Origin of the sequence: Dehalobacter sp. CP (assembly GCF_047652685.1) — a bacterium.
In the GTDB taxonomy this organism is placed as follows: domain Bacteria; phylum Bacillota; class Desulfitobacteriia; order Desulfitobacteriales; family Syntrophobotulaceae; genus Dehalobacter.
Window position 1 is genome coordinate 277,497 of record NZ_CP157399.1, and the last position, 26,980, is coordinate 304,476.

Here is a 26,980-nt window from a genome sequence, read left to right on the forward strand (position 1 = left end):
AAAATAGGAAAATGCCCCGTTAGCATGATAAAAGCTGCTAACAGGGCATAGCTATAATTAAGCCATAAACAATTTAATATCTTCATCGACGGTTCCCATACCGGCGATGCCGAATTTCTCGACAAGCACCTTGGCCACATTGGGGGAAAGGAAGCCCGGCAGGGTGGGCCCAAGGTGGATGTTTTTTACACCCAGGTATAAAAGTGCCAGCAGAACGATGACGGCTTTTTGTTCATACCAGGCGATATTGAAAGCAATCGGCAGCTTGTTAATATCGTCAAGCCCAAATACCTCTTTCAGTTTCAGGGCGATTACCGCCAGCGAGTAGGAGTCGTTGCATTGACCGGCATCGAGTACCCTCGGAATACCGCCGATATCGCCCAAGGCTAGTTTATTGTAGCGGTATTTGGCACAGCCTGCAGTCAGAATAACTGTATCTTGCGGAAGATTTTGAGCAAATTCCGTATAATAATCCCTTGATTTCATCCGGCCATCACAACCGGCCATCACAAAGAATTTCTTAATCGCTCCGGATTTGACTGCTTCGATTACCTTGTCGGCCAGTGCCAGCACTTGATTGTGCGCAAAACCGCCGACAATGCTGCCGGTTTCAATTTCAGCAGGCGCGGGAAGGGTTTTGGCCAAGGCAATAATTTGAGAAAAGTCTTTTTTGCCGTTGGCATCCGGCATAATATGTTGGCAACCCGGGAAACCGGTAGAGTTAGTCGTATAGATCCTTCCTCTGATTTCTTCGCTTTTGGGCGGAACGATACAATTGGTGGTGAACAAAATAGGACCGTGGAAGGATTCAAATTCAGTTACCTGTTTCCACCAAGCATTACCATAGTTGCCCACAAAATTGTCATATTTTTTAAAAGCTGGGTAATAGTGAGCGGGCAGCATTTCACTGTGGGAATAAACATCGACACCCGTTCCTTTGGTCTGTTCAAGCAGCTGCTCCAGATCGGTCAGATCATGGCCGGTGATAAGTATTGCAGGATTATTTCTGACCCCGATGTTTACTTGGGTGATCTCTGGATTGCCGTACTTTGAGGTATTGGCTTCGTCTAATAAGGCCATGGCCTTAACGCCATATTCCCCGGTTCTCATAGTGAGGGCAACCAGTTGGTCGGCAGAAAGGGTTTCATCGAGGAGCGCATCGAGTGCCTCATAAATAAAAGAGTAAATCTCCTCGTTTTCCTTTCCAATATTCAGGGCATGTTCGGCATAGGCAGCCATGCCTTTTAGTCCATAGGTGATCATTTGCTTTAAGGAACGAATATCCTCATTCTGCATGGCTAATACTCCCACGGAAGCAGCCTTTTCCAGGATGGATTCTCTGGTGTCTACTTCAAAGGTTGCGGCATCGTGCCAATCATTGAGCGTTACCTTTTTTCTCAGATCATTTCTGAGAGTAATCATTTTCTTAATCTGCGCCTCAAACGCCGCATCGTCAAAATTAGCATTGGTGATGGTCATAAAAAGGCTGTTAAGTACCTGATGGTTAATTTCAGCGAGATTGCCGATATCCAGCTTTCCTTTGACAATAATTTGAGAAATACCTTTTATGGTATAAATCAGCAGGTCCTGAAGCTTGGCAACTTCCTCTGTTTTACCACAGACGCCTCGAACATCGCAGCCGGTTCCTCTTGCTGTTTCCTGACATTGATAACAAAACATGCTCATAAGTAGTTCCTCCTCTTTATATCTTTGGTTATATTGATACTTTATTAATCCTCTAGGTTAATCTTCTACTGGTTCAAAATCGTCTTTGCCGACAGAACAAATCGGGCACACCCAGTCATCGGGTATATCCTCAAATGATGTTCCGGGGGCGATTCCGCCATCAGGATCGCCTTGTTCAGGATCATAGATATAGCCGCAGGGGATGCATTTGTATTTTTGCATACTGATTCCTCACTTTCCTAATCATATTGTTGTTCTTTTAATAGCTTATCCCTAGTCTACAATAGTTTTGAACAAAAATCTGTAACTAATGTTACGGATTTTTTAATCAGGATAATTAGTTGAAGGCTTATGCAACGGGAGAAGATACTCTTACTTCAACTTTTAGGTCAGCCAGTTCAATTCCTTCTGAAATCTTCTTCGTATCGAATACCATCTGGGAGGTATTTATTGTAAGTAATAATAATACATATTATAATGAAATAAGATGAAAACTATTTTATTGAAAAAGAAATTTTAATTTTTTGTTAAAGGATGGCTGAATTATGGAGTTAACATTGATAAGAACCCAGCATTATCAAATGAAAAAAATAATCGCTGAAATTGAGGATCTTATGAAGGATGAAGAGCCAGAAGAAAACTTATTGCTAATTGCATTAAAAATAGGTACTTTAAGCGGTATTCTTACAATGCATTTACATTTTGAGGATGATTATTTGTACCCTGAATTGTTGAAGCATAAAGAAGGTGAAGTCAAGAAAACTGTAAGCAGTTTTAAAGACCAGATGGGTGATCTATCAATTCAATATGATCAATTTTCAGATACATTTTTAAAAAGACCTGATACAATTATGGATGTTAATAATTTTTTTAGTGAAACAAAAAAGATGTTATCTGCAGTTTTAACGCGTATTGAACATGAAGAATATGGGTTATTTCCTATGCTAGGTTAATACATTAAATTTCAGGAGCGAGCCAAATGGATAAAAATAATATTAATAAACAACATAGTGAAATTAGACGAGCAATAATAGAGTTACAAGAAGATGTATATGATGAAGAAGAAGTAAGAAAAAACCAACTTAATATTTCCTTGAGGATAGGAAATTTAAGTGGAATTCTCTTATCTCATTTAAATTATGAAGATCTTTTTATCTATCCATCCTTAACACAGCATCATGATGAGAAAATCAGAAAAATGGCTCAAGATTTTCAGGAAGAAATGGGAGACTTATCTTCCCAATTTGAAAATTATCAGCATAAATATTTAAGAAAACCTGAAGCTCTTAAGAGCAACACTTTAGAATTTATTAAGGACACAGAACAAATACTCTATAAGATTTCGAAGAGGGTTGAAAAAGAAGAATTTGAATTATTCCTAATAATTGATTGAGTGTATTATTCTGTTAATAGAATATTTAAGCGGTGTATCAAACCTCAGCCCAGTAAAACGCAGTTAGAACCTGCGCTTTTTACATTGTATACTTTTTACATTGTATACAGGTGATGTTAGACGCTTCTTCGCAGGAATCCTGCTGTGACTGGTGTCAGTTTCACAAAAGAATGTAACTAATAAATTGCTCAAAGGCTCTGATTGCTTGGATTTTCAAGTATTCGGTAAAGAGGAGATCGAAAAATAAGCTAATCCATTTATTGAAATATGATTATTAAAAGTCTAGATCTTATGTCTGGATTTTTTTATTTATATCCTTCTTTCATTTCGGTTTACATAAGAAATGGAATTTATTTTATGATCATTACCCCATTTTTATTGAAGTGTTTTTATATACACGAGAACTCTTAATTGGTAAAAACAAGGAGGAAAAACAGGAAACATGTGGAATTTGTACATGTTGTCTAAAATGAGAAAGTTTAAAAAAGATTCTGTAATTAAGTAAACCAATATACTTATGATACCTTTGATTAAAACAATTTTGGATTTAAAGATATTGGAGGAAATAAATGATGAGGTTGTTTCCTGATTGGCAAGGCAAAGTCACCCTACCGCCAAGCCCACTAAGAAGAGAAATAGTGGGTGGAAACGCTGTGTTCCAGCAGGCTTTCCAAGGCGTATGCACTAGCGCACAAGCCGAGACAACAGAGAACGAAGGCAATTATCTCATCAAAACAAGTTTGGAATTTCCATTCAACGAACTGCTGTTGCGCCGTAAAGGTTCAAGGCGTATTGAAACCAACTGTTTAGTACTATTTGCTCCAGATCTAAAGAGAATTCACGAACTGGGGCCTGATACACAACTCAAATGGGATGATCTTGGTCTACTGTTAGATAAGTTTAGCAACCCTGAACAAATACTTGAGAACTGGAAGGGCAAATTCTCTTTTCGGGAGGAGGACAATGAAGTTGGAGCGAAAGGTTTGCGTCCTCCGCAGATCGGAGCCTTACACGCGATAGCCGCACATTTTACAGTGGGGAAAAGCTTTGAGCCTGCTACGGTTGTATTGCCTACCGGAACTGGCAAAACGGAGACTATGCTTTCATTTCAGATTTACAAAAGGCTTCTGCGAACTCTTGTAATTGTTCCAAGCAATACGCTTCGGACACAGATTTCAGGTAAATTCTTGTCCTTGGGGATACTGTCCGATTTAGGAGTCATCCCGCCAGAAACAATAGGCCCCAATGTTGCAAGACTAAATACCGGCCTTCGTTCAGAGGAAGAAGCAAGAGCGATAATTGAAAAAGCAAATGTCATTGTCGCTTTACCCCAGACGCTGAGTGCATCAACACCAGAAGCACTAAGGGTGCTCACTGAATGCTGCACAGATCTGATAGTCGATGAAGCACATCATATTCCGGCATCTCAGTGGTCTCAAGTTCGTCAAATGTTTTCCGAGAAGCGAATTATACAGTTTACTGCGACACCCTTCCGCAGAGATAACAAGCGCATAGACGGTATAATCATATTTAATTATAAACTTGGCGATGCACAAGCAGCTGGCTACTACCGTCCTATCAATTTGAAGACTATTGAGGAATTCGGTGATGAAGAAAAACGAGACCTTCGTATTGCGGAAGAGGCGTTGGCTGCACTTCGTCGTGACCGAAATGAGCTAAAACGTGATCACATCCTCATGGCACGATGCGAAAGTAAAGAACGTGCAATAAAGGTATTTCAACTTTATGAGAAACTTGCACCAGAGATGTCGCCTCAACTTGTCTACTCAGGGTCTGGTCGCACGCGTGAAAATCGCGAGGCACTAGATAAACTTATAAAACGTGGCGGAGATGCCTCTCATATTGTAGTATGCGTTGATATGTTGGGTGAAGGCTTCGATCTGTCTAATCTGAAAGTTGCTGCATTACATGACGCACATAAGTCACTTGCAATTACCTTACAGTTCATCGGACGGTTCACCCGCAAAGGCAACTGGGAACAAATTGGGGAAGCTACCGTTGTGGTAAATATTGCTGATCCCGATACAGAAGCAAAGTTAGAAGCTCTATACGCCGAAGGTGCCGATTGGGATGCCTTGATAAAGAGATTAAGTGAAGAACGGATTGACCAAGAAATCCGGCTTCAAGACATAGTTAATAGTCTGCGAGAAGATGGAGATTTGCATACCTATCTTTCGTTGTGGAACCTGCGTCCTTCCCTATCTACACAGATATTCAAAACACAGTGTGAAGATTGGAACCCTGAGAACTACGTTACCGTTATACCCAAATATTCGGAGAGTTGGCGTTCCATAAGTAGAGATAAAGACGTTCTAGTAGTTGTTGTCCATAACAAGACACGTGTACGCTGGGGTAATTATCAGAACTTACTCGATCGACAATACCATCTAATCATAGCAAGATGGGATAAGAAGAATAATGCTCTTTTCATATATGCGAGCGACTATGATGCACTTAAAAGTACTGATTTAGCTAAAGCAATAACAGACGAGTATACGGTACTCCACCATGGACCGGTAATATTCAATATCCTAAACAATGTTGACCTTCCTCTAGTTAAAAATCTTGGCTCTTCACGAATTGGTGCAATTAGCTTTACATCATATTTTGGACCAAATGTTACTGAAGGGTTGGCTTCGATAGAGCGAGCGGAGTCTGCCTTAAATAATATTGCTTGTGTTGGCTATGAAAATGGTGAACGAGTGCTTTGGGGATGTACACAAAAGCGAGGCAAGGTTTGGCAACAAGCGTCGGGTACAATTGCACAGTGGATTGACTGGACTAAAGATACCTGGGAGAAAGTATCAGCGGAAGAAGAACTAAATATTGCGAACATAACGAATGATTTCTTAAGGCCAAATAAACTCAGTAAGCCATATAAGGAATATCCGATAAGTGTACAATGGGGCGAGCAGGCACAGGTAGCATTCAGCGATCATCAATATATTGTGTTTGGTACGACAGAGGTCCCTCTTTATCTGGTTGATCTTCGAATATCCGAGGTTAGAGATAATGGTGAGATTATTATTTGTTTATCGAGTGAAAAGGCCTCATCTGAATATAGTTTTCGGATCGATGGGAACTCTGTGGCCGGATACTACTATGAGAAAATCTCTGGGCCGGATGTTTATTACCTTAAAAGTAATGGTTCGAAGATCGAAGTACGTGAATATTTCGTAATCGATCCGGTAATAGTTCGGTATGCAGATGGTACATATTCTTATAATTGCTATCATATCCCGATACCCATGAATGCTGGCGAATTTCCGAGAGATCGGCTTGAAGTCTGGGAATGGTCATCTATTCCGCTGAACAAGGAATCTATCGGAAAAGCTGGAGACCAAAATACAATCCAATACCGGAGTTTTCTAGCTGTCGCCGATGAGTACGATGTTGTTTTTAATGATGATGGAAAAGGCGAAGCAGGTGACCTTGTCTGCTTAAAGGATATCGACGAAAGCACGATTAAGCTTTGCCTTGTTCATTGTAAAGGGGCGTTGGGCGGGCAGATTTCAAACGATATCAGAAATTTCTATACAATCTGTGGGCAGGCTCAAAAAAGCATAACCATCAAACACTTGGGCATGACACGCCTTTATTATGACCTTAAACGCCGAGATGAAATATGGGTAAGTGAAGGCTATTCACGATTCCTTAAAGGGGACATAAAACCACTCTCCTATTTCAAGGAAAAGGCTCGACGTTCCAAACTTCAATTCGAAGTGATTATAGTACAACCCGGTGGATCGAAAGTCGCCCTAAGCACAGACATTCTCAAACTTTTGGGAACGACAGAGCTTTTCATTAAGACCACGACTCAGGGCGACTTCCGTGTGGTGATCTCGCCGTAAAACAAATAGTACTAAAGCAGGATGTTTACTCTTTATTTGAGTGAAATTCGATATTGAATTTTCTATACCCATATTCTGATTAGGCTGGTATTAAGAGGGGTAATTATTAATGGTGGAGTCTAGAAAGCGTACCGAAATTACAGCAGCAGATGTGAATCAATTGGGGTTTGACTACCAATATCTCTTTTTTATAGTTAAGCTGCTTCACCTTTCCATAGGCGAAGAGGTTGGGTATGAAGCTCTAGATGATATTCATATTATCTCTCACCATGATCAAAAGACTTACTTTTTTCAACTTAAACATACGACTGAATTAAATAGCAAAGGCGAGCAGGCCAATTTAGCTAGGTTTTCCGAAGATTTGTGGAAAACATTATCTAACTGGAGTAAGCTCATCTCGGATGAAACTGAGGGCAGAAGAGAGAAAAGTGATCAAAAGGTTTTCATTGATAAGTCCAACTTTGTGTTTGCTGTAAATAGGCAAATAGGAAAAAACGAAGTTCTTGAACATATTCAAAAATTAAAGAAGAAAGAAATTACCGATAGTCAATTCGTCGTTTACCTACGTAAGCTGTCAGCTCAAACACAAGATAAAACAATTAAGCAATACATAAAAGACATTATCAAATTGGGATCCTCTGTAATCTCCCCTTTTATGTGTCATACTGAATTCTTGAATACTCCGAATATATTGTTCGAACAGATCCGTGAAGGCATCCGAGATAAAATGATTGCCACAGAATATGTAGATGATGTTCTTGGAGAGGTATTCCTTCAATTAAAAGAGGATTTTTTTAATAAAGTTCAAAACGGAACCCATCAAGTTATTACTTACTTTGAATGGATCAATAAATACCAAAGTGCATTCAACAAATACAGGACAACTTGCCTTCCGTTACGTACATATAACCCATTATTACCGGATCACCTTGAGCAACAAAATTTTGTTAAAGAACTAATTGAAATTGGTGCCATAGATATGCATGATAATGGCTTAATCGAGATAGCACGGTTGACTGAACACTATTTATGTATTCAAATGCAGCTAGAGGACTGGTATCAAGATGGAAAAATTACATATTCGACAATGCAGCGATTTAATGCAGATGCTGCAGAGCAATGGAAAAATATTCATACGTCTTCACATAGATCAACAAAAAAAGACTATACAAAAGACTTTGATAATGCCTTAATTTGTTTTGATCGAATTATGGAGCAGAAACTGTCTCTATTTTCTACAGATTTAGGTATTCCGCTATCAAATGGCGAGTTTATAAAATTGGCTAAAGAAGAAAAGATTGGATGGAAATTCGCTTGGAAAGATAGGTATCATGTTGATGGAAAATAACAGCCTCAAAAACAATGAACTAATTTCAGGCATTTCAATATTGGCAGTTTTGAAATATGCCTACACTATGGAAATTTCTAAATGCCTGTTAATTGAACCCCTATTGAGTTATACAAGGGTATTACAAGTCCTCAAACGGACCAATTCTAATATAAAAAGTATCGAAAATTTGATTATTAAAGAGAGTATAGTTTTTGCAAATTTTAGTAGCAGATATCAAGATAAATTGCTTTTGTCTGTAAACTCAATAATTCTCTTTGAAAAGTTGGGTCTTATAAAAATCAACGACGGAAAAGTGCAATTTACAGGCGAAAAATTCAATTTTAGCAATCCTACTCTGGGGGGAAAAGCAAAGGACAGGATTGCTGCAGCAAAAAGATTGGCGGATATTCTTATGAAAGGAGACGCAAGTGAATTGTACTTAAGCTTGCGGGTTGAGATATGAATTTTTATATTGATAAATTGCTTTTGTGGTTAAAAGATGGGAATCTAAGAACTTTGCAATTCGTGAACGATAAAGTTAATGTTATTACTGGAAATAGCAAAACTGGAAAAACTGCAGTATTAGAAATTGTCGACTATTGTTTTTGTGGTAGTAACGAGACAGTTGTTATTTCACATGAGCATATTGGAGAAAATGTTGCTTGGTATGGATTACGCTTTACAATCAATGATAAGGTTTATACAATTGCCCGTGGCGCAATTTCAGAAAACGGTAAATTCTCACCAGATTATTATTTTTCGCAAATGGGTGAAATCCCAGAAATTCCTTATGCGAAGTTGGAAGAAGATCAAATAAAATCCGTCCTGGAACAGGAATTTTCTATCGATGACAATGTAACTATTGCGTATGGCGGACGAAGTGTAAGAAAAAATACGCGATTATCATTTCGATACTTTCAAATATTTAATACTTTGTCTAAAGATATCATTGCTAATGGAAAGATGTTTTTTGACAAAATGACGCTTGAGCGTTATCGAGATGTCTGGCCTCAAATTTTTGATTTAGCTTTTGGTGTTATTGATATTGACAGCATAGCGACACAAAAGAAAATAAATGAATTGCAACAGGAAATATCCGTGCTGGAGGCAGACAAGAAAAAGCTAGGTAAAAAGGCGGAACATACTAATGAAAAACTTCAGTTGTTAATAAAGCAGGCAAAAGAAAATGGACTTTTGGATGAAGCGTTGCCATTTGAAAAGGCAGTAGGACATCTCGAACAGCTTATTGCTGACGGAGCTTCACGTTTTTCTTCTAATTTTTCGACAGAACAGGAGTATGAAAAATTAGAAAATGAACGATCCAAAATAGCATTACAGTTGACTAAGTTGAGAAGATTCAAGAGAAGCTATAATAAATATAAAGACAGCTTGAGAGATGATGAGGATGCACTGCGCCCTATTACTTATCTACAAGAAAATTTTTCAGCAAATGTTCAAGGAGAATATCGTCAATTCTTAAATATATTAGCTAAAGAGCTTTCAAATGTAAGGAAAGCGATCCATGAAAAACGTCCCTTTGAGTTGGACATTGAGCGCCGAATTAGAGAATTGACCGCCAGATTAGCTGCTTTTGATGATCAGCTGTCAAGAACGGCTCACGTTGATTACGTGCTAATCCCAACGGCACAAAAGCTTGTATCGCTTGGTGAGATAAAAGCTGAATATAAGCAACTTGACCTTTCACCACTTGACCTTTCACAAATTGATAAATCAATTGGTGAAAAATCAAAGGAATTAGAACTATTAGAAGTTATGTATTCAGGGACAGAGGATAGACGTACTTTAATTATTGATACATTAAACGAATACATCCAAACTTATATTTCAAGCGCTAAAGTTGCTTTAGATGAGTATGGTGAATTCTCAGCGTGGTTTGATTATAAGAATCAACGTTTAACGTTAAAGAAAAGTAAATCTGCCATTACCGCTAAAATATCCAGTAGCTCAGATCATTTATATTTGCATCTTTGTTTATTTGCAGGAATGCACCATATGTTACTATCAGAAAATTCTCTATATATTCCTAGCTTTATTATTATAGATCAACCTAGCATTCCTTACTTCAACAATTCTGAATATGACTACAAAGAAAGTGAAGATAAACTTTCAAATAAAAGTGACTGGGCTAAGGTAAAGAACATCTTTAAGCTATGGAACGATTTTTACACACTTATTTTAAAGCAAAAAAAACATTTCCAGGTAATAATGTTAGAGCATGTTTCGGAAAATGCCTGGGTTGATTGCGAACACATACATTTGGTTGAGATCTTTGATGGTATTGATAACGCCCTTATTCCCTTCGTTAAGCAGGAAACTAAATAATCCATAATTTAATGTAATTTTTTTTATTTATAAGGAAAAAGCCGTTTGCTTAATTTTGTGCGAACAAAAGCAGGCGGCTTTTTCGTATTAAGGGGGAGAAAATATGTCCAAAGTAATTGCTCTAGCCAATCAAAAAGGGGGTGTGGGGAAAACGACAACAGCAGTGAACCTTGGAATCGGTCTTGCAGTCCAAGGTAAAAAAGTGTTGCTGGTAGACGCAGACGCCCAAGGTAACCTCACGGATTCCTTGGGCTTTCATCAGCCGGACAATTTACCCATAACCTTGGCAACAATCCTTACAAAAGTCATGACAGAGGAGAGGTTTGATTCTGACGAAGGCATATTGCACCAACCGGAAGGTGTTGACCTTATACCGGGAAACATTGAACTGTCCGCTATCGAGGTGTCACTGGTAAACGCCATGAGCAGGGAAATGGTTCTGCGCAGCTATATCAATTCCGTTAAGCAGAAGTACGATTACGTTCTTATTGATTGCATGCCCTCTCTCGGCATGATGACCATCAACGCTCTGGCCGCCGCCGACAGCGTGATCATCCCTGTCCAAGCCCACTACCTTCCGGCTAAAGGAATGACCCAGCTGATGCAGACCATAGCCAGGGTAAGAAGACAAATCAATCCAAAGCTGACGATAGACGGCATTTTGCTCACAATGGTTGATAACCGCACCACCTTTGCCAAGGACATTTCCTTTGTCCTACGGCGGGACTACGGGGATAAACTCTGTGTATTCCAAACGGAAATCCCGTTATCCATACGGGCAGCTGAAACAAGTGCCGAGGGAAAAAGCATCTTTGCCCACGATCCGCACGGGATAGCCGCCAAGGCCTATCAGGCCTTCACAAAGGAGGTGTTGGAAATTGGCCAAAAGCAACGTCAAAAACATGAGGTTGACCTCGGTAGATGAATTATTTGAAACCGATGCCAGCCGCGAGGACAAACAGCGCGAGAAGGTTTTAGATATTCCTTTATCGGAAATCAGCGATTTTCCCAACCATCCTTTTAAAGTTAAGGCGGATGAAGCCATGCTGGAAATGGCGGAAAGTGTTAAACAGTACGGCATCCTGGTTCCAGCTCTTGTTCGGTCCAAAGCGGACGGCGGTTATGAAATGGTTGCCGGGCACCGGCGCAAAAAAGCAAGTGAACTGGCGGGGAATGAGACAATGCCCTGCATTGTCCGCGAGTTAAGCGACGATGAGGCAATTGTCGCCATGGTGGATAGCAATCTACAGCGGGAAAGCATTCTGCCAAGCGAGAAAGCGCTAGCATACAAAATGAAGCTGGACGCTATGAAACGGCAAGCGGGTAGACCTAGCAAAGAAAATTCTACCCAAGTTGGGCAGGATTTAAAGGGTAAGTATTCCGTAGAGATTCTTGGCGAGCAAGTTGGTGAAAGTAGAAATCAAATTCAACGTTATATCCGTCTAACCGAACTCATCCCACCCATTCTAGAAATGGTAGACGAAAAACAAATTGCCTTTAATCCCGCTGTGGAAATCTCCTACTTGACCGAAAAAGAACAAACGGAACTATTGGAGACAATGAAGCAGGAGGAAAACACGCCATCCTTATCCCAGGCTCAACGTCTGAAAAAACTTAGTCAGGAGGGCAGACTGAGCGCTGATGTCATTTATACTATTCTTACCGAGGAAAAACCGAACCAAAAGGAAAAGTTCAATATCCAAAAAGAGCGTATCGACCGCTTTTTCCCAAAAAACTTTTCAGATAAACAAAAGGAGGACTTGATCATCCAGCTGCTTGAAAGCTGGTATAAAAAACGCCAGCGGGAGCAAGAGCGCTGAAACAGAATATGAGCAGCCAAATGGTATTTTCGTTCTTCCATAAGCAAGAGCGTTTTTTTATGTCCTTTTGTGAGAGGAGATGGTTCCATGTACTTTACGGAAGGGCAATTGCGTGAATATGAGCGCATCATGCAGGAAAAGCCGGGATATGACCGCAAGCCCTTTAAAAAGCCGGAGCAGAAGGATTGCAGGCTTTGCCCGAAATGTGACAAGCGTTCAGATAAAAGCGGCAAAGAGCGGCATGCTTTATTCAGAGACTAGCAAACAAAAATTCTTAAACCAAGGGGGTAGTCTTTCCTTTTTTAGGAGGCGGCGTGAAGCCCTGCTGTTTTGCCCCCCCTCTCCACACCTCACCCCCTTAAATTACCAGCCGAAAAAGAAATACTCAGCCTTAAAGAAGGAGATCCAAAATACTAACGGAGGAGAATGTTGTGAAACAGGCTGCGCAGAAGAAACCAAAGACTTTCCGGACCCTGATCCGGCAGGCTAATTACGGAAACAAAGAGTTACAGAATAAAGATAGAAATGTGAATATTGTGGATAACGGTGTGAAGGAAGTGGATAACGCCGGAAAAGAACGGAGAAAACAGCCGCTTTCTTTTTTCGGACAGTAAAACGGCTCTCTGTAAGAATGCAGGGAGCTTTTCTATTTAATGGATTGGAGCGTGAAGAACGTGGGCAATGAAAAACGGATGGTGGACACCTATGAAGTAAAACATGCCGTCTGCCTCGGAGACAAGGAAATCCTTTTTCTGGAGGATGGAAAAAGTCCCGGCAGCCCGTATATGGTGTGCAATTGTTCCTGGGACAATCCTTTTGGCGTAGAGCAATATTCCGAGGGAGTCGTAAGCGCGGACTATCTGGAGATGATGGCTGAATTTATCTCCCGTGCAACGGCCCAGATTGAAGCGGTTAAAGCGGAACGGGCTAAGATAACCGTTCCCTTGGAGCCTTTAACGCTGAAACACTGTGTTCCGGATGATGCCGGGGAGAGCATAGAGGACAAAGTGGCGGTTCTTCGCCAAGAGTCTTTGCGCCCGGAATACCGCACCGCCGACAAGCAGCTGATACTGGTCACGGGCGGCTTCGGCGCCCAGGGCAAAGCCAGAGGACGGGCGGTGTACGTTGTCAATCTCTATTCCGGCAAGGAATCCCGCTGGAACCGTTCGGACATTTTAGGCGTCATCAAACCGGAATGCATGCCCGATTGGGTCAAGGAACGGCTGTGGCAGATTGAAGCTGAAAGACAAGTTAAACACAGAAAACAGGAACAGGCGCGGTAGGAGGTATCTTGGATGGAGAGAGAAACCAACGCAGGCTATGCCATCACCGACCGGCTGAGTGTGGGGAATTTGGAATTTGTCATCGGGCAGAACGAAAATGCTCCCGCCAAGTTTGTAACCTGGAGATGCAAAAAGGGAGAAAAGGATTATCATTGGGGGCATTATTGCAGCTACCGTCTGACCGCCCTTGAAGATCTTTGCAAGCGCGCGCTGGATGAGGTCCATCATGAGAGAAGCCTGCAAAAGGAAAAGGGTCCCGATGAAAGTCTGGTGGGGCAGACCAAGAAGAAAAAACGGGAGCCGGAAAGATAAGCACGAGTAAGGAGCAAGGAGGGATAAACGTGGCAGCAAAATTGCGGCTGATTACGGAACTTGCAGAGAGGACAGCTCTAAATGTCGTCAAAACTCCGCTTAACTGGACAGACTTCCTGCAAACGGCGGCTTGGAACTACAAGTACCCCTTCCAGGACCAGTTGCTGATTTACGCCCAGCGTCCCGATGCGACCGCCTGCGCTCCGATTGAGGTATGGAACGAGAAACTGGGCCGGTGGGTGAACAAGGGCGCCAAGGGCATCGCCCTTATCGACGACAGCGGGGGCCGCTCCAACCTGCGCTATGTGTTTGACGTGTCGGATACCAACAGCCGTTATAATCGCCCTATCATACTCTGGGAAATGAAGGATCAATACGGGGAGGCCGTAACGGAAACATTGGAGAATGCCTTTGGCGAGCTGGAGGAAAAGCGGGAATTGGCAACCGCCTTAATCTCCGCCGCCCGCAACGCCGTAGAGGACAATTTCCCGGATTATCTCTCCGAACTGTTGGAATCCCGCGAAAACAGTTTCCTGGAGGAATTGGACGTCCAGAACGTGGAAGTCATTTTTAAAGACGCACTGAAAAGCTCCGCAGCCTATATGCTCTTAGTCCGCTGTGGCTGTGATGCCGCAAAGCATTTTGGTTTTGAGGACTTCCAAAGTGTTTTGAACTTTAATACCCTGAACACCGTTTCCTGTTTGGGAGCCGCCGCCAGCGATATCTCCGAAATGCTCCTGCGGGAAATCGGGGTGACGGTTAAGGAGCAGCATAAGGCAGAGAAAAATCCTAACCATACCTTTGCTAAAAATGAGGATGCCGGACACAATGAAAGTAAGGCGCAAAACTCGAGATTTGAAAGGGGTGGCGAAGATGGAACTGACTTACACGCCGCAGGGCGAATACCTGATTCCCGACCTGACGCTGCCGGAGGAAGCGGCGCACATCGGCAAGTATGGGATGCTGCGCAAGACATATCTGAAAAACAACAAGAAAGGGTTGTACGCCAGTCTGACACTGTCGGGCCAGCTGAACAGCCACCTGGCGGAGACCGACCGGACGGCAAAGGATCGGATCGAACAGATTACAGCCAAGCTTTTGCAGAGAAGTCCCGCCCCGGACAAGGCGGCCGACCAGCTGGGCTGGACGGGATACATGAACAACCTGAGACATCAAGCGGAGGAAACAGTTCTGGCGGAGATCGTATACAGCTAACCATTTTCCCGACGGCTCAGCAGCAAATCGAAGCCATAGAACAGGCGGAGGACGAAAAATCCTCCGCTTTTTCTATTCCCCAGGAAGAAATCGACCATGCCCTATGCCGGGGCACTGGTTCCCAAAACGGCAAATTCCGCATTTATCTGCACTACCAGGAACAGCATACCCCGAAAGAAACCATTGCCTTTCTGAAACGGGAGTACGGAATCGGCGGCGGTACGCATATTTTCCTGGATGGGACCAGCGGCAACCAGTGGCATGACACTAAAGGGATTTCCTTAAGCAGAATCGGCAGTTCAATAACCAATCCGGAATTAAGACTGTCCTGGAATCAGGTTGTAAAACGGCTCGGAGAACTGATTGCCGCCAGCCGCTATTTGAAAGGCTGGGAAAAAGAATACCTGGAAAAAGAATACCGTCCAATTTATGAGCAACTGGTGGAGGAGCACCGCAGGCAGCTCACAGAGCAGGCTTACGCCCGGGAGAACCTGAGCAGGGAACCATCTCCCTCTGAAAAGACGGAGAATCTGCCAAGAAAAGACGCCCATTTCGTTTTATCTCTTGGCGATAAGGTTTATCTCGGAGCAGACGAATACGAAATTATATCCTTAGAAGATCGCAAGGTGCTGCTGAGCGATACCGACTTCCCGCTGTTCAGCAAAGAGCTGGCGCGGGATGACCTGGAACGGATGCTGCAGGAAAACCCGTTGAACGACCATCTTCTGGTTATCGGGGAAGAACCGGAACAAACGCCTCAGGAAGAAACCGGCCAAGAAAATGCGGGGAAAATGCCTCCCCGTGAACTTTACCAAGCATATCTGCCGGAAATCGTCAACCGGATACGAGCCGGTGAGATTTACCCCTACCTGCGGGACCGGGATACAGACCCTGACAGCGCCGAGCGGGAGTTGGACGAAGCCCTTGATAACGTTATCCTTTCGATGAGGGAGGAGCATCCGGATTTCTATGAAGCCTATGCTGCCCGGCCGATGTTTAAAGAATGGCTGGCCGAGGATGTATTTCAGCGAACGTATGAGGATTTTCTGACGGAAGAAAGGGATAGCGTCACCCTTCACGCTGACGACCCTGACGCGCCGGAATGGGTGCGGGGAACCGAAAGCCAACCGACCGAAAAAGAAATGACCGGAGGCATGGAGCTTGTCATTGAGGACAGCGAAGCATCAAAGGCCGCCAAAGATCTTCAACCGGAAACGCTGAAACAGCCCCGCGCCAACTTCCGTATTACCAATAATAATTTGGGCGCGGGCGGACAGAAGACCAAATATGGATGGAACGCAGCCGCTATCCGGCTCTTGAACCAACTGGAAGGGCAAAATCGCCTAGCCACCCCGGAAGAACAAGAGACTCTTTCCAAGTACGTCGGCTGGGGCGGCCTGCCGCAGGTATTTGACGGGCAGAACAGCCAGTGGGCCAAGGAATACGCGGAATTGAAGGAGCTGCTCAGCGAGGATGAATACACGTCCGCCCGGGCTTCCACCTTAAACGCCCACTATACATCTCCCGTCGTTATCAAGGCTATCTATGTCTGCCTGGAAAACATGGGCTTTAAAACAGGCAACATTTTGGAACCGGCTTGCGGAACCGGCAACTTTTTCGGGCTTGTCCCCGAAAGCATGCAGGGTTCCAAGCTGTACGGCGTGGAGCTGGACGGCATTACGGGCAGGATTGCCAAGCAGCTGTATCAAAACGCCAGCATCGCTGTACAGGGCTTTGAAGAAACCAGCCTGCCCGACAGCTTTTTCGACCTGGCTGTCGGCAACGTGCCCTTCGGCAGCTACGGGGTGGCTGATAAAAAGTACGACAAGCACAAGTTTTACATCCACGACTATTTCTTCGCCAAAACGCTGGACAAGGTGCGGCCCGGCGGCATCATCGCCTTCATCACCTCCAAGGGCACAATGGACAAACAGAACCCCGAAGTCCGCAAGTATATTGCCCAGCGGGCCGAATTATTGGGAGCCGTCCGGCTGCCCAGCAACGCTTTCCTGGCCAACGCCGGTACGGAAGTCACAGCCGATATTCTATTCCTGCAAAAGCGCGACCGGGTGATCGACATCGAGCCGGATTGGGTGCATCTTTCCACGACGGAGGACGGAATCCCCGTCAACCGCTACTTTGCCGACAATCCCATGATGGTGCTGGGGACTATGGTTTATGACGAGCGGATGTACGGCAACAGGAGTGAGACTGCCTGCATCCCCTATGGGAACGCCGATCTGGGCGGGCTGCTGCGCAATGCGCTGGAAAACATACACGCTGAAATTACGGAATACGAGCTGGACGAATTAGGAGACGAGGCGGACGATTCCATCCCGGCCGATCCCAATGTGCGCAACTTCAGTTACTGCCTGGCGGACGGGGAAATCTATTACCGGGAAAACAGCCGCATGAACCGGGTGGAAACTTCCGTTACAGCGGCGGGCCGGATCAAGGGTATGATCGGCATCCGGGACTGTGTGCGGGATTTAATCGAATACCAGACAGAAGATTACGGCGATGAAAGCATCCTTAAGCAGCAGCGCAAGCTCAATATCCTGTATGACACTTTTGTCGCCAAGTACTGGCTTTTAAACAGCCGCGGCAACAACATGGCTTTTTCCGATGACAGCTCCTACTGTCTTCTTTGTTCCCTGGAGATTTTGGACGAGAACGGCGAACTGGAGCGCAAGGCGGATATGTTCACCAAGCGAACCATCCGGCAGCGCACGGCTGTCACCCACGTGGATACCGCCGCCGAAGCCTTGGCGATTTCCATCGCGGAAAAAGCCCGTGTGGACATGGCGTTTATGCAGAATCTGACCGGGCTTTCGGAAGAACGGCTTGCCGACGATCTTCAGGGCGTGATCTTCCGCGACTTCGGCAAAATGATCCCCGAAAACGTCCCTCGCGCTTTCTTTCAGGTGGATTCTTTTCCCTATGTAACGGCTGACGAATACCTGTCCGGCAACGTTCGCGAAAAACTTAAACAGGTGCAGGAGCTTGCCAGAATCTTGCCGCTTGAACAAGGGGAAAAGCTAACTGCCAATATCAAAGCGCTGGAAGCGGTGCAGCCGAAGTATCTGAGCGCTTCCGAAATCGATGTGCGGTTGGGCGCGACCTGGCTGCCGCCCGAGGTGGTCAAGGATTTCATCTTTGAACTTCTGGAAACTCCACCGATGTACAGGCGGCATATCGACGTTTTCTATTCGTCCTATACCGCTAACTGGAATGTCAAGGGCAAAAACGACGACCGCAGCGACAATATCAAGGCCAACGTGACCTGCGGCACAAAGCGCATCAATGCCTATAAAATTATTGAGGAAACCCTGAACCTTCGGGACGTGCGCATCTTTGACACCGTTTGCGAAGACGGCGCGGAGAGGCGGGTGCTGAACAAAAAGGAAACGGCTATTGCCCAACAGAAGCAGGAAGCCATCAAAGAGACGTTCCAAAACTGGATATGGCAAGATCCTGAACGGCGGGAACAGCTTACCCGAATCTACAACGACCGTTTTAACGCCATCCGGCCCCGCGAATACGACGGCAGCCATATCCGGTTTACGGGCATGAATCCGGAGATCAGCCTGCGCCAGCACCAGGTGGACGCGGTGGCCCACATCCTGTACGGCGGCAACACCCTGCTGGCCCACTGCGTGGGCGCGGGCAAGACTTACGAGATGACGGCGGCAGCCATGGAAAGCAAGCATCTGGGGCTCTGCAACAAAAGCCTGTTCGTTGTGCCCAACCACCTGACGGAACAGTGGGCGGGAGAGTTTTTGCAGCTCTATCCTTCCGCCAATATCCTGGTCGCCACCAAAAAAGATTTTGAAACCCAGAACCGCAAAAAGTTTTGCGCCCGTATCGCCACGGGTGACTACGACGCGGTTATTATCGGGCACAGCCAGTTTGAGAAAATTCCCATCTCCCGGGAACGCCAAAAGCGTCAGTTGGAGGAACAGATCATGGAGATCACTGGCGGCATCCAGGAGCTTAAAGAGGAAAGGGGCGAGCGTTATGCGATCAAGCAGCTGGAAAGGACGAAAAAGGCCCTGAAACTGAAGCTGGATAAGCTCAACGACACAAGCCGCAAGGATGATGTCGTTACCTTCGAGGAACTGGGTGTTGACCGGCTGTTTGTGGATGAGGCGGATTTTTACAAGAACCTGTTTCTGTACACCAAGATGCGCAATGTCGCGGGCTTGTCCCAAACTGAGGCGCAGAAATCTTCCGACTTGTTCGCCAAGTGCCGCTACCTGGACGAGCTGACGGAGGGACGCGGCATTATCTTCGCCACGGGGACGCCGATCAGCAACTCGATTACCGAGATGTACACCATGCAGCGCTACCTGCAATACGAAGTCCTGCGCCGGAACGGACTCCAGCATTTCGACTGCTGGGCCTCCACCTTTGGTGAGACCGTGACCGCCATCGAGCTTGCTCCGGAGGGTACCGGCTATCGGGCTAAAACGAGGTTTGCCCGGTTCTACAACCTGCCGGAACTAATGAATATGTTCAAGGAGGTTGCGGATATCAAGACAGCGGACATGCTGAACCTGCCCGTCCCGAAAGCCAACTTCCGCAATGTGGCAGTGAAGCCGAGCCAATTCCAGCAGAATATGGTTGCCGAGTTGGCTGAGCGCGCTGAACAGGTTCGCAACCGGATGGTCGAGCCGAATAAGGACAACATGCTGAAAATCACCAACGACGGCCGCAAGCTGGCTCTCGACCAGCGGTTGATGAGTCCTATGCTGCCCGACTATGAAGAAAGCAAAGTAAACGCCTGCGTGGAGAATATTTTCCGCTTTTGGCAGGAACATCAGGACAAAAAGCTGACGCAGCTTGTATTCTGCGATCTATCCACACCAAAGAACGATGGGAACTTCAATGTGTACGATGACGTTCGCCAAAAGCTAATTGCCGGCGGTATCCCCGCCGATGAGATTGCTTTTATCCACAATGCCGATACGGAAACCAGGAAAAAGGAGTTGTTTGCCAAGGTGCGCAAAGGACAGGTGCGTATACTCCTAGGTTCCACCTTTAAAATGGGGGCCGGGACCAATGTCCAGGACAAGCTGATCGCGCTCCATGATCTGGATTGTCCCTGGCGGCCGCGGGACCTGGAGCAGCGCGCCGGGCGCATTGTGCGGCAGGGTAATAAAAACGACGAGGTGCATATCTTCCGCTATGTTACTGAAAACACTTTTGACGCCTATCTCTATCAGATTCTGGAGAACAAGCAGCGGTTTATTTCCCAGATCATGACCAGCAAGTCCCCTGTGCGAAGCGCCGAAGACATTGACGAGACGGCCCTTTCCTACGCCGAAGTCAAGGCGCTGGCGACGGGCAATCCGTTTATCAAGGAGAAGATGGATTTGGACATCCAGGTTTCCAAGTTGAAATTGCTCAAAGCCAATCATCTAAGCCAACGTTACGCGCTGGAGGACAGATTGCTAAAGCAGTACCCGAAGCAAATCAAATCCATTGAGGAACGGCTTGCGGGCTATGAAAAAGACCTTGCCCGATACGAACGGCACAGCACTCTGGAACCCGTCGAAAACGGCACAGAGGAGAGCAAGTTTGCGGGGATGACTGTTAAAGGCGCTGCCTATACCGAAAAGGCAAAAGCGGGTACGGCGATTCTGGAAGCCTGCAAGCTGATGACTTCTCCGGAACCGCAGGAGTTGGGCAGCTACATGGGCTTCCAGATGCTGATTTCTTTTGACACCTTCGGCAAGCAGTACCAGGTTGCCCTGCGGGGTGCTTTGAGCCATCCCGTAACGCTAGGGGCAGATATCCTCGGCAACATCACCAGGATCAACAATGTTTTGGCGGAAATGCCCAAGAAGCTGGAATATAGCCGGGAACAACTGAAAACACTCCATCAGCAGGTGGAGACGGCCAAAGAGCAGATTGAGATCCCGTTTGAGAAAGAACAAGAGCTGCAGACAAAGTCCGCCCGACTGGCGGAGTTGAATGTCCTGCTCAACATGGACAAGCGGGAAAACGAGATGCTGGACGACGAGCCGGATGAAGAGCCCGAGCTTTCGGAAAAGAAAGCCGTGGGCTACGAAAGATGAGGTGAACAACATGCCTTATGTGAAACCGGAGCAGATCGAGCGCGCCAAGCAAATGGACCTGCTCTCTTACCTGCAATCTTACGAGCCGCAGGAGCTGGTGCATTTTTCCGGCAATGTCTATACGACCCGGAGCCATGACAGTCTGAAGATCAGCAATGGCAAATGGTGCTGGTGGTCCCGCGGCATCGGCGGGCGGTCCGCGCTGGATTATCTGGTTAAAGTGCGGGGCCTGACCCTGCCTGAAGCGGTCATGCAAATCGACGGACAAGTGTTAACCCTGCCGCCTGTTTCCTCCAAACAACCGGTATCCCCCGAGCCGAGAAAGCTGCTCCTGCCGGAGAAAAACGAAAACAATGACCGGGTAATTGCTTATCTGGCTGGCCGTGGAATTGATAGGGAGGTAATCAGTTATTGTATAGAAACCAAAAGCCTGTATGAAAGCTGCAATTATCACAATGCGGTGTTTGTGGGGTTTGACCGGCAAGGCGTACCCCGGTACGCGTCGCTCCGGGGCACATCCCGCAGAAGGTTTATGGGAGAAGCGAACGGGAGTGACAAGCACTATTCCTTTTCCATACCGGCAAGAGGTAGAAGCGGAAAACTTCATTTGTTTGAAAGCGCCATTGATCTAATGTCTTATTGTACATTGGATTTATTGGCAAACAGGGACTGGCGGCAAGATTTTTGCCTTTCTCTTGCCGGTATTTACAAGCCGAGACAGGATATCGGAGAAAGTACTCCGCCTGCGGCTTTAATGCAATATTTGAAAGATTTCTCCCGGATCTGCGAAATCTCTTTGCACTTGGACAATGATTTGGTAGGACAGCTGGCGTCCAAGACCATTCAGACAATTCTTCCGTCTCATTACGCGGTTTCTGATGAGCCACCGGAACGGGGAAAGGATTATAACGATTATCTAAAAATGGTGATAAATAGGCAGCGAGAATTGGAGCGATGTTAACAACTTGCATCGTAAAGATTCACTTACCAAAAAAATGTCTAAATTGATATTATCCGAGGTTTTATCTTTACTTGGAATTAAAGGAAAATGGAAAAAAATAGAGAAATGTCAAATAAGCCAACAAGTTGAAAGCTGCATTAAGCGGGAAGATAAAAAAACTTTATTTAATGGATTTATTTGAATGTTATTCTATCTGAAGAAGGGGTCGCCTGATGGATATAAAAGTGCTTATTGAGTCGCTGAAAACATGTAGAAAAATATTTGTTTCAGAGAAGGATTTTCAATTTGCTCTAGCCTGGGAAATTCAAAAAAATATGCCGCAGGCCGAAGTTAGAATGGAATATTGTCCGGCAGATGTAGATGAATCTATGCATGTGGATATTTTAGTTAAGGATAATGGTTTGTGGTTTCCGATTGAGCTTAAATATATGACATTGGGGTGCAATGTCGTGGTCAATGAAGAAAGATATATTTTGAAAAATCAAGGTGCCCAAGATATCAGGCGGTATGACTTTTTGAAGGACATTATGAGAGTCGAGAAGCTGATTTCTTCCGGTGGCCCTTTCAGCAAAGGCTTTGCGGTATTGTTGACCAATGATCCAACCTATTGGAAGACTTCTAATGCTTCCAACACATGTGACGCGGCTTTCAGAATTAATGAAGGCGCAAAGATTAGTGGTGTTTTGAACTGGGATGAGCGTACTGGTATCGGTACGAAAAAAGGCCGTGAAGAACCTATAGTCTTAAATGGTTCGTATGATATGTACTGGCACGACTTTAGCTTTATTACTGATAAGCGGTGGGGGCGGTTCCGGTATCTGTCTGCCGAGGTTTTGGCGCGATAGATAATATGAATGGACTGCGAGGTGAACCGATGGATTCTGTTGACAGCAGTTTTCTTACAAGTAATAAATTTGAGCAGTTTATCCGTATTGGCGACTATGAAAGAAACCAAGATATTACCTTATCAATACCAAATACTGAGGGTGTTTATGCCGTTGTCTCTCCTCATTATCCTGAAAAAAGGTTTCTAATTGAAGGAACCGGTGGATTCTTCAAAAGGAAAAATCCCAATGTACCTGAACACGTGGTGTTAAAGAACTGGGTAGAAGGAACACATATTCTATACCTCGGAAAAGCCGGGGGGACTGACAAAAAAGGTAAGATAAGCAAGGCAGCCCTGCGTGACAGAATAACTACCTATATTAAATTTGGATACGGGTATGATATCGGCCACTGGGGCGGGCGATTAATCTGGCAGCTGGAGTATTCCAGGGATCTATTAATATATTGGAGAATCTGCAATGAGGGTGAAAACCCGGTAGAGATTGAAAAAATGCTGATTCGCGATTTTGAGGATAGATATGGAAAGATGCCGTTTGCTAATCTGCGGCATTAGTATTATTGGATGTATATTCAAACCGACCGGGAGAGTGGAACTATGCAGAATAGATTTACAGGAGATATCGGGGATTTCGGCAAATACGGCTTGTTAAGATATGTAGCTAAAAGCGGTTTAAGGATTGGGGTCAACTGGTACCTGACTGATGACGGGGAGGATAGTGCCGGTAATTTAACGGATTATTTGGCTGAAAAATATAATGGGTATCTTGAATGCGATAGTGAATTGTTTAAGGAACTGTACAGAATAGTCTATATACAAAATGCCCGAACCGTTAAAAGGATTGAAGAGAGCAACTTGTTGCCGCCCAAAACCTTATTTTACTCAAAAATATTGAAAGCGAATAAGGCCTATCGAGAAAAATGGTTTCAGGATAGTCTTAAACATCTAGCTACATGTTCACTCTTATTCTTAGATCCGGATAATAATATACTTTTAAACGATACAGGGAGCCGCTTTGATAATGAAGGCATAAAGTATGCCTTTCCACTAGAAATTGAATCTTATTATAGTCAAGGTCACAGTTTAATTGTCTATAATCATTCTAATCGACAAAACGAGCAGGATTATTTTGAGAGATTTGGTTTCGTTAAAGAGCAGCCCTCTTTTATTAATGCACGGTTTTTTTTGTTAAGATTTAACAGGCAACAAGTAAGGTATTACTTATTTGTGCTTCAACCCCGGGATAGTGCAGCAGTTGAAATCTATGTAGATGAAATGTTGAAGGGATCATGGGGGCGGAAATGGAAGTGGAAACGTCCTCATTTTGAAAAGATGGAACTCTAATGCCTTAAAAAAACCTACACATCATGCATGCTAGTATGTTTTATATAATAGCTGGCTTATTTGGATAATTGCAGAATTCAGGCAGATCGTCTAACTTGATATACTTACAAAGGTATATCATTTTTAAACTGGCGAGGAGAAAGTGTTAAGATGTCCATCTTAAGCCTTATTCAAAATCATGAAGAAGACCTCAATCAATTGATTCAAAACAAGGCTGAATACCATAAATATATGGATGAGGCCGGTAAAGCTTGGGAAAAGCTGATTAAAACGGGTATCAGCCAGGAGCAGAAAGATCTAATCGAGAATATTGAACGTGTCTCCGGATGTATTGGGTCTATCCATTCTGAAATTTCCTATCAGAAGGGTTTCAGCGATGCTGTAAAGCTTTTGATTGAAGCACTAGTTTCATAGTTTCGCCTGGTAATTAAACGCAAACTTATTCAGCAATCCAAATTGTATAGTTTTTTTACTTGCTCACCTGATTAGCAGTGATGTTGGTCAGCTATTTTATTTTTGGACTAATGTCACTTATATAACAATGAAAACATGCAAAAAATAAAAAATATTTTAATTTTACCTCTGCATAGCTGAAAATTTGGTGATAATATACTATAATTAAAATTATCAGAGGTGAAGACAAATGAAACACTATGAGGAACTGCTGGACAAAGGCTGTTTTACCTGGGAGGATGTCTGCAAGATGTTGGGAAATCCCAATACAGCAAGTAATCTTATCCAGAATTATTTAAAAAAAGGATATATCAAAAGCGTGAAGCGCAATTTGTATGTTGCCGTCAACCTGGTGGACAATATGCCCGTCGTCAGCCATTTTGCCATAGCGGGCCATATCACTCCCAGCGCTTATGTTTCTCATCATTCGGCGTTTTCGTATTACGGGTATACCAACCAGGTGTTTTATGATGTTTATGTATCGTCCGCTTCAAGATTTAATTCTTTTGAATTTGACGGACGAACCTATCGCTATGTGATGTCGCGGATAGACGAAGGCGTGGAGAAAAAGGCGGATGGCGTAACCGTAACCGATCTCGAACGCACAATCATAGACGGCATCAACGACTTTGAAAAAATAGGCGGTTTGGAGGAGCTGCTGCGCAGCTTATCCGTGATTCCCTATGCCGATGAGAGCAAACTCCTGCGCTATTTGGAAAAGTACAGGAAGCAGGTTCTCTATCAAAAAGCCGGATATATATTGGAGCACTTCAAAAAGGACATGAAGCTCAGCGACGGTTTTTTTGAGCAATGCTCCTCCCGGCTTTCCGAGAGTGTCCGTTATCTCCATCGTGGTTTGAATAAGGATAATGCACAGTACAACAGACGATGGCAGCTTTTTGCCTCACGCGATTTGCTATCCGTCCTATCTGAAGGAGGAGATGAATTTGCCGGAATATGATAAGCGAAAACTTGGCAAACAAGCACAGGCGCTTGGTTTCTCCCGTGATACCTTGGAAAAGGTGTGCCGTCTGGCAGAGATCCTTAAGCACTTGAATACCGATCCTTTGCTGAAGGACGCTCTCGCGCTGAAAGGCGGAACGGCCATCAACCTGACGATTTTTAATCTGCCGAGAATGTCGATCGACCTTGATCTGGATTACATGCATAACGGTACACGGGAAGAAATGCTGGAAGAGCGCAGCCGCATATCAGCCAGCATTATAAAGTATATGCTGGCCAACGGCTATGAGCCAAGTCCGAAATCCAAGGCGCCGCACAGCCTGGACTCTTTTGTGTTCTCCTACCGGAACACTGGCGGAATGAAGGACAATATCAAGGTGGAAATCAATTATTCCCTTCGTGCGCATGTATTGCCGCCTGAAAATAGAACAGTCAATACAATTGGTTTGTTTGATGAAATGACGGTGCATTCCTTGGCGGCATTGGAAATATTCGGGAGCAAAATCGTTGCTTTGCTTACAAGAACCGCGGCGAGGGACTTGTACGATCTTAACAATATGGTCTATTTCGGATTGTTTGATGAGAGCCAACAGCCGCTGCTGAAAAAGTGTGCGGTTTTTTACGGCGCGATTGCTGGAGGAAAGAATCCGGCAAACTTTCAACTCGACAGTATTGACAGTCTTACAAATTATAAAATTAAAACGGACTTGTTGCCTGTTATCCGCCGGGCGGAGCATTTTGATTTACCGTCTGTTAAAAAACGGGTAAGAGAATTCCTTTCTGCCCTGCTGTATCTTGATGAAGGGGAGGAAGCCTTTTTACATTCCTTTGCCCAAAAAGAATACCGCCCTGATCTGCTGTTTGAGAACAAAGAGATCTTGGCGCGCATTCAAAACCATCCCATGGCCTTATGGAAAATGAGAAACGCATCAATTCTCCGGTAAGGAGGCAATCTTCGTGCTCTCTCTTTTCGGGAGGTAGTAATCGCTACAAATATGCAACATAAGTTAGTGTCTCATGTTTCAGCAAGCACTGAATTTGGTCTCCCAAATTCGCTTGTTAGGGGAAAGACTGTGCTAAA

General features: G+C 44.5%; 26 protein-coding genes. 21 read left to right on the forward strand and 5 right to left on the reverse strand.

Translation table 11 applies throughout. The annotated features are described in order from the left end of the window. Positions 1 to 57: 57 nt before the first annotated feature. Positions 58 to 1,686 (reverse strand): hydroxylamine reductase, encoded by a 1,629-nt coding sequence (hcp, locus tag AAH944_RS01355; RefSeq protein ID WP_415535867.1) that lies wholly within the window; start codon positions 1,684 to 1,686, stop codon positions 58 to 60. Between the two features lie 57 nt (positions 1,687 to 1,743). Continuing rightward, on the reverse strand, positions 1,744 to 1,908 hold the full coding sequence (rd, locus tag AAH944_RS01360; RefSeq protein ID WP_415535869.1) for a rubredoxin: 165 nt from the start codon (positions 1,906 to 1,908) through the stop codon (positions 1,744 to 1,746). 323 nt (positions 1,909 to 2,231) lie between these two features. Between rd and AAH944_RS01365 the strand changes: the two genes are divergently transcribed. From AAH944_RS01365 to AAH944_RS01420, 12 genes are all read left to right on the forward strand, one after another. Next, complete coding sequence (locus AAH944_RS01365; protein WP_415535870.1) at positions 2,232 to 2,639, forward strand: hemerythrin domain-containing protein; 408 nt, start codon at positions 2,232 to 2,234, stop codon at positions 2,637 to 2,639. Between the two features lie 26 nt (positions 2,640 to 2,665). Further along, on the forward strand, positions 2,666 to 3,079 hold the full coding sequence (locus AAH944_RS01370) for a hemerythrin domain-containing protein (protein ID WP_415535872.1): 414 nt from the start codon (positions 2,666 to 2,668) through the stop codon (positions 3,077 to 3,079). 569 nt (positions 3,080 to 3,648) lie between these two features. Beyond that, entirely contained in the window at positions 3,649 to 6,951 is a 3,303-nt protein-coding gene (locus AAH944_RS01375) for a DEAD/DEAH box helicase (RefSeq protein WP_415535874.1), read from the forward strand. Positions 6,952 to 7,060: 109 nt separating this feature from the next. Further along, a complete protein-coding gene (locus AAH944_RS01380) occupies positions 7,061 to 8,299 on the forward strand; it encodes a hypothetical protein (protein ID WP_415535876.1) in 1,239 nt (412 codons plus the stop codon). Then, entirely contained in the window at positions 8,289 to 8,744 is a 456-nt protein-coding gene (locus AAH944_RS01385; protein WP_415535878.1) for a hypothetical protein, read from the forward strand. The genes AAH944_RS01380 and AAH944_RS01385 overlap by 11 nt, the downstream gene beginning before the upstream one ends. Beyond that, positions 8,741 to 10,624: a DUF3732 domain-containing protein gene (locus AAH944_RS01390; protein WP_415535879.1), complete on the forward strand. Its 1,884-nt coding sequence runs from the start codon at positions 8,741 to 8,743 to the stop codon at positions 10,622 to 10,624. Before AAH944_RS01385 ends, AAH944_RS01390 begins: the two co-directional genes overlap by 4 nt. 103 nt (positions 10,625 to 10,727) lie before the next feature. Beyond that, a complete protein-coding gene (locus AAH944_RS01395) occupies positions 10,728 to 11,549 on the forward strand; it encodes a ParA family protein (RefSeq protein WP_415535881.1) in 822 nt (273 codons plus the stop codon). Continuing rightward, the gene (locus AAH944_RS01400) at positions 11,527 to 12,444 is read left to right on the forward strand and encodes a ParB/RepB/Spo0J family partition protein (RefSeq protein WP_415537733.1); all 918 of its coding nucleotides are present in this window, start codon (positions 11,527 to 11,529) and stop codon (positions 12,442 to 12,444) included. The genes AAH944_RS01395 and AAH944_RS01400 overlap by 23 nt, the downstream gene beginning before the upstream one ends. A gap of 87 nt (positions 12,445 to 12,531) precedes the next feature. After that, entirely contained in the window at positions 12,532 to 12,705 is a 174-nt protein-coding gene (locus AAH944_RS01405) for a hypothetical protein (protein ID WP_415535883.1), read from the forward strand. A gap of 170 nt (positions 12,706 to 12,875) precedes the next feature. Continuing rightward, positions 12,876 to 13,058, forward strand: coding sequence for a hypothetical protein (locus AAH944_RS01410; RefSeq protein ID WP_415535884.1), 183 nt, complete (start codon positions 12,876 to 12,878; stop codon positions 13,056 to 13,058). Positions 13,059 to 13,097: 39 nt separating this feature from the next. Continuing rightward, on the forward strand, positions 13,098 to 13,727 hold the full coding sequence (locus AAH944_RS01415) for a hypothetical protein (protein WP_415535886.1): 630 nt from the start codon (positions 13,098 to 13,100) through the stop codon (positions 13,725 to 13,727). Between the two features lie 12 nt (positions 13,728 to 13,739). Further along, complete coding sequence (locus AAH944_RS01420; RefSeq protein ID WP_415535888.1) at positions 13,740 to 14,039, forward strand: hypothetical protein; 300 nt, start codon at positions 13,740 to 13,742, stop codon at positions 14,037 to 14,039. Positions 14,040 to 14,116: 77 nt separating this feature from the next. Here the strand turns inward: AAH944_RS01420 and AAH944_RS01425 are convergent, their stop codons facing one another. Both AAH944_RS01425 and AAH944_RS01430 read right to left on the reverse strand, forming a co-directional pair. Continuing rightward, the gene (locus AAH944_RS01425; RefSeq protein ID WP_415535890.1) at positions 14,117 to 14,413 is read right to left on the reverse strand and encodes a hypothetical protein; all 297 of its coding nucleotides are present in this window, start codon (positions 14,411 to 14,413) and stop codon (positions 14,117 to 14,119) included. 234 nt (positions 14,414 to 14,647) lie between these two features. After that, positions 14,648 to 14,812: a hypothetical protein gene (locus AAH944_RS01430; protein WP_415535892.1), complete on the reverse strand. Its 165-nt coding sequence runs from the start codon at positions 14,810 to 14,812 to the stop codon at positions 14,648 to 14,650. 100 nt (positions 14,813 to 14,912) lie between these two features. Here AAH944_RS01430 and AAH944_RS01435 point away from each other — a divergent pair, with 100 nt between their 5' ends. After that, positions 14,913 to 15,254, forward strand: a complete 342-nt coding sequence (locus tag AAH944_RS01435; protein WP_415537734.1) for a TnpV protein — start codon at positions 14,913 to 14,915, stop codon at positions 15,252 to 15,254. A 101-nt stretch (positions 15,255 to 15,355) separates the two neighbouring features. Here the strand turns inward: AAH944_RS01435 and AAH944_RS01440 are convergent, their stop codons facing one another. After that, positions 15,356 to 15,517, reverse strand: coding sequence for a hypothetical protein (locus tag AAH944_RS01440; protein ID WP_415535894.1), 162 nt, complete (start codon positions 15,515 to 15,517; stop codon positions 15,356 to 15,358). Positions 15,518 to 16,045: 528 nt separating this feature from the next. On the opposite strand from AAH944_RS01440, the gene AAH944_RS01445 reads away from it, so the two are divergent. From AAH944_RS01445 to AAH944_RS01480, 8 genes are all read left to right on the forward strand, one after another. Beyond that, on the forward strand, positions 16,046 to 21,334 hold the full coding sequence (locus tag AAH944_RS01445; protein ID WP_415537736.1) for a DEAD/DEAH box helicase family protein: 5,289 nt from the start codon (positions 16,046 to 16,048) through the stop codon (positions 21,332 to 21,334). 10 nt (positions 21,335 to 21,344) lie between these two features. Beyond that, positions 21,345 to 22,295, forward strand: a complete 951-nt coding sequence (locus AAH944_RS01450; RefSeq protein ID WP_415535896.1) for a DUF3991 domain-containing protein — start codon at positions 21,345 to 21,347, stop codon at positions 22,293 to 22,295. 212 nt (positions 22,296 to 22,507) lie between these two features. Further along, positions 22,508 to 23,140, forward strand: a complete 633-nt coding sequence (locus AAH944_RS01455; protein ID WP_415535898.1) for a hypothetical protein — start codon at positions 22,508 to 22,510, stop codon at positions 23,138 to 23,140. A 5-nt stretch (positions 23,141 to 23,145) separates the two neighbouring features. Further along, positions 23,146 to 23,694 (forward strand): hypothetical protein, encoded by a 549-nt coding sequence (locus AAH944_RS01460; protein ID WP_415535900.1) that lies wholly within the window; start codon positions 23,146 to 23,148, stop codon positions 23,692 to 23,694. A 42-nt stretch (positions 23,695 to 23,736) separates the two neighbouring features. After that, on the forward strand, positions 23,737 to 24,483 hold the full coding sequence (locus tag AAH944_RS01465) for a hypothetical protein (protein ID WP_415535902.1): 747 nt from the start codon (positions 23,737 to 23,739) through the stop codon (positions 24,481 to 24,483). Between the two features lie 150 nt (positions 24,484 to 24,633). Further along, complete coding sequence (locus AAH944_RS01470; protein WP_415535903.1) at positions 24,634 to 24,897, forward strand: DUF6809 family protein; 264 nt, start codon at positions 24,634 to 24,636, stop codon at positions 24,895 to 24,897. A gap of 229 nt (positions 24,898 to 25,126) precedes the next feature. Beyond that, positions 25,127 to 25,897: a type IV toxin-antitoxin system AbiEi family antitoxin domain-containing protein gene (locus tag AAH944_RS01475; RefSeq protein ID WP_415535905.1), complete on the forward strand. Its 771-nt coding sequence runs from the start codon at positions 25,127 to 25,129 to the stop codon at positions 25,895 to 25,897. Continuing rightward, positions 25,884 to 26,843: a nucleotidyl transferase AbiEii/AbiGii toxin family protein gene (locus AAH944_RS01480; protein ID WP_415535907.1), complete on the forward strand. Its 960-nt coding sequence runs from the start codon at positions 25,884 to 25,886 to the stop codon at positions 26,841 to 26,843. Before AAH944_RS01475 ends, AAH944_RS01480 begins: the two co-directional genes overlap by 14 nt. The last annotated feature ends 137 nt before the right edge of the window (positions 26,844 to 26,980 follow it).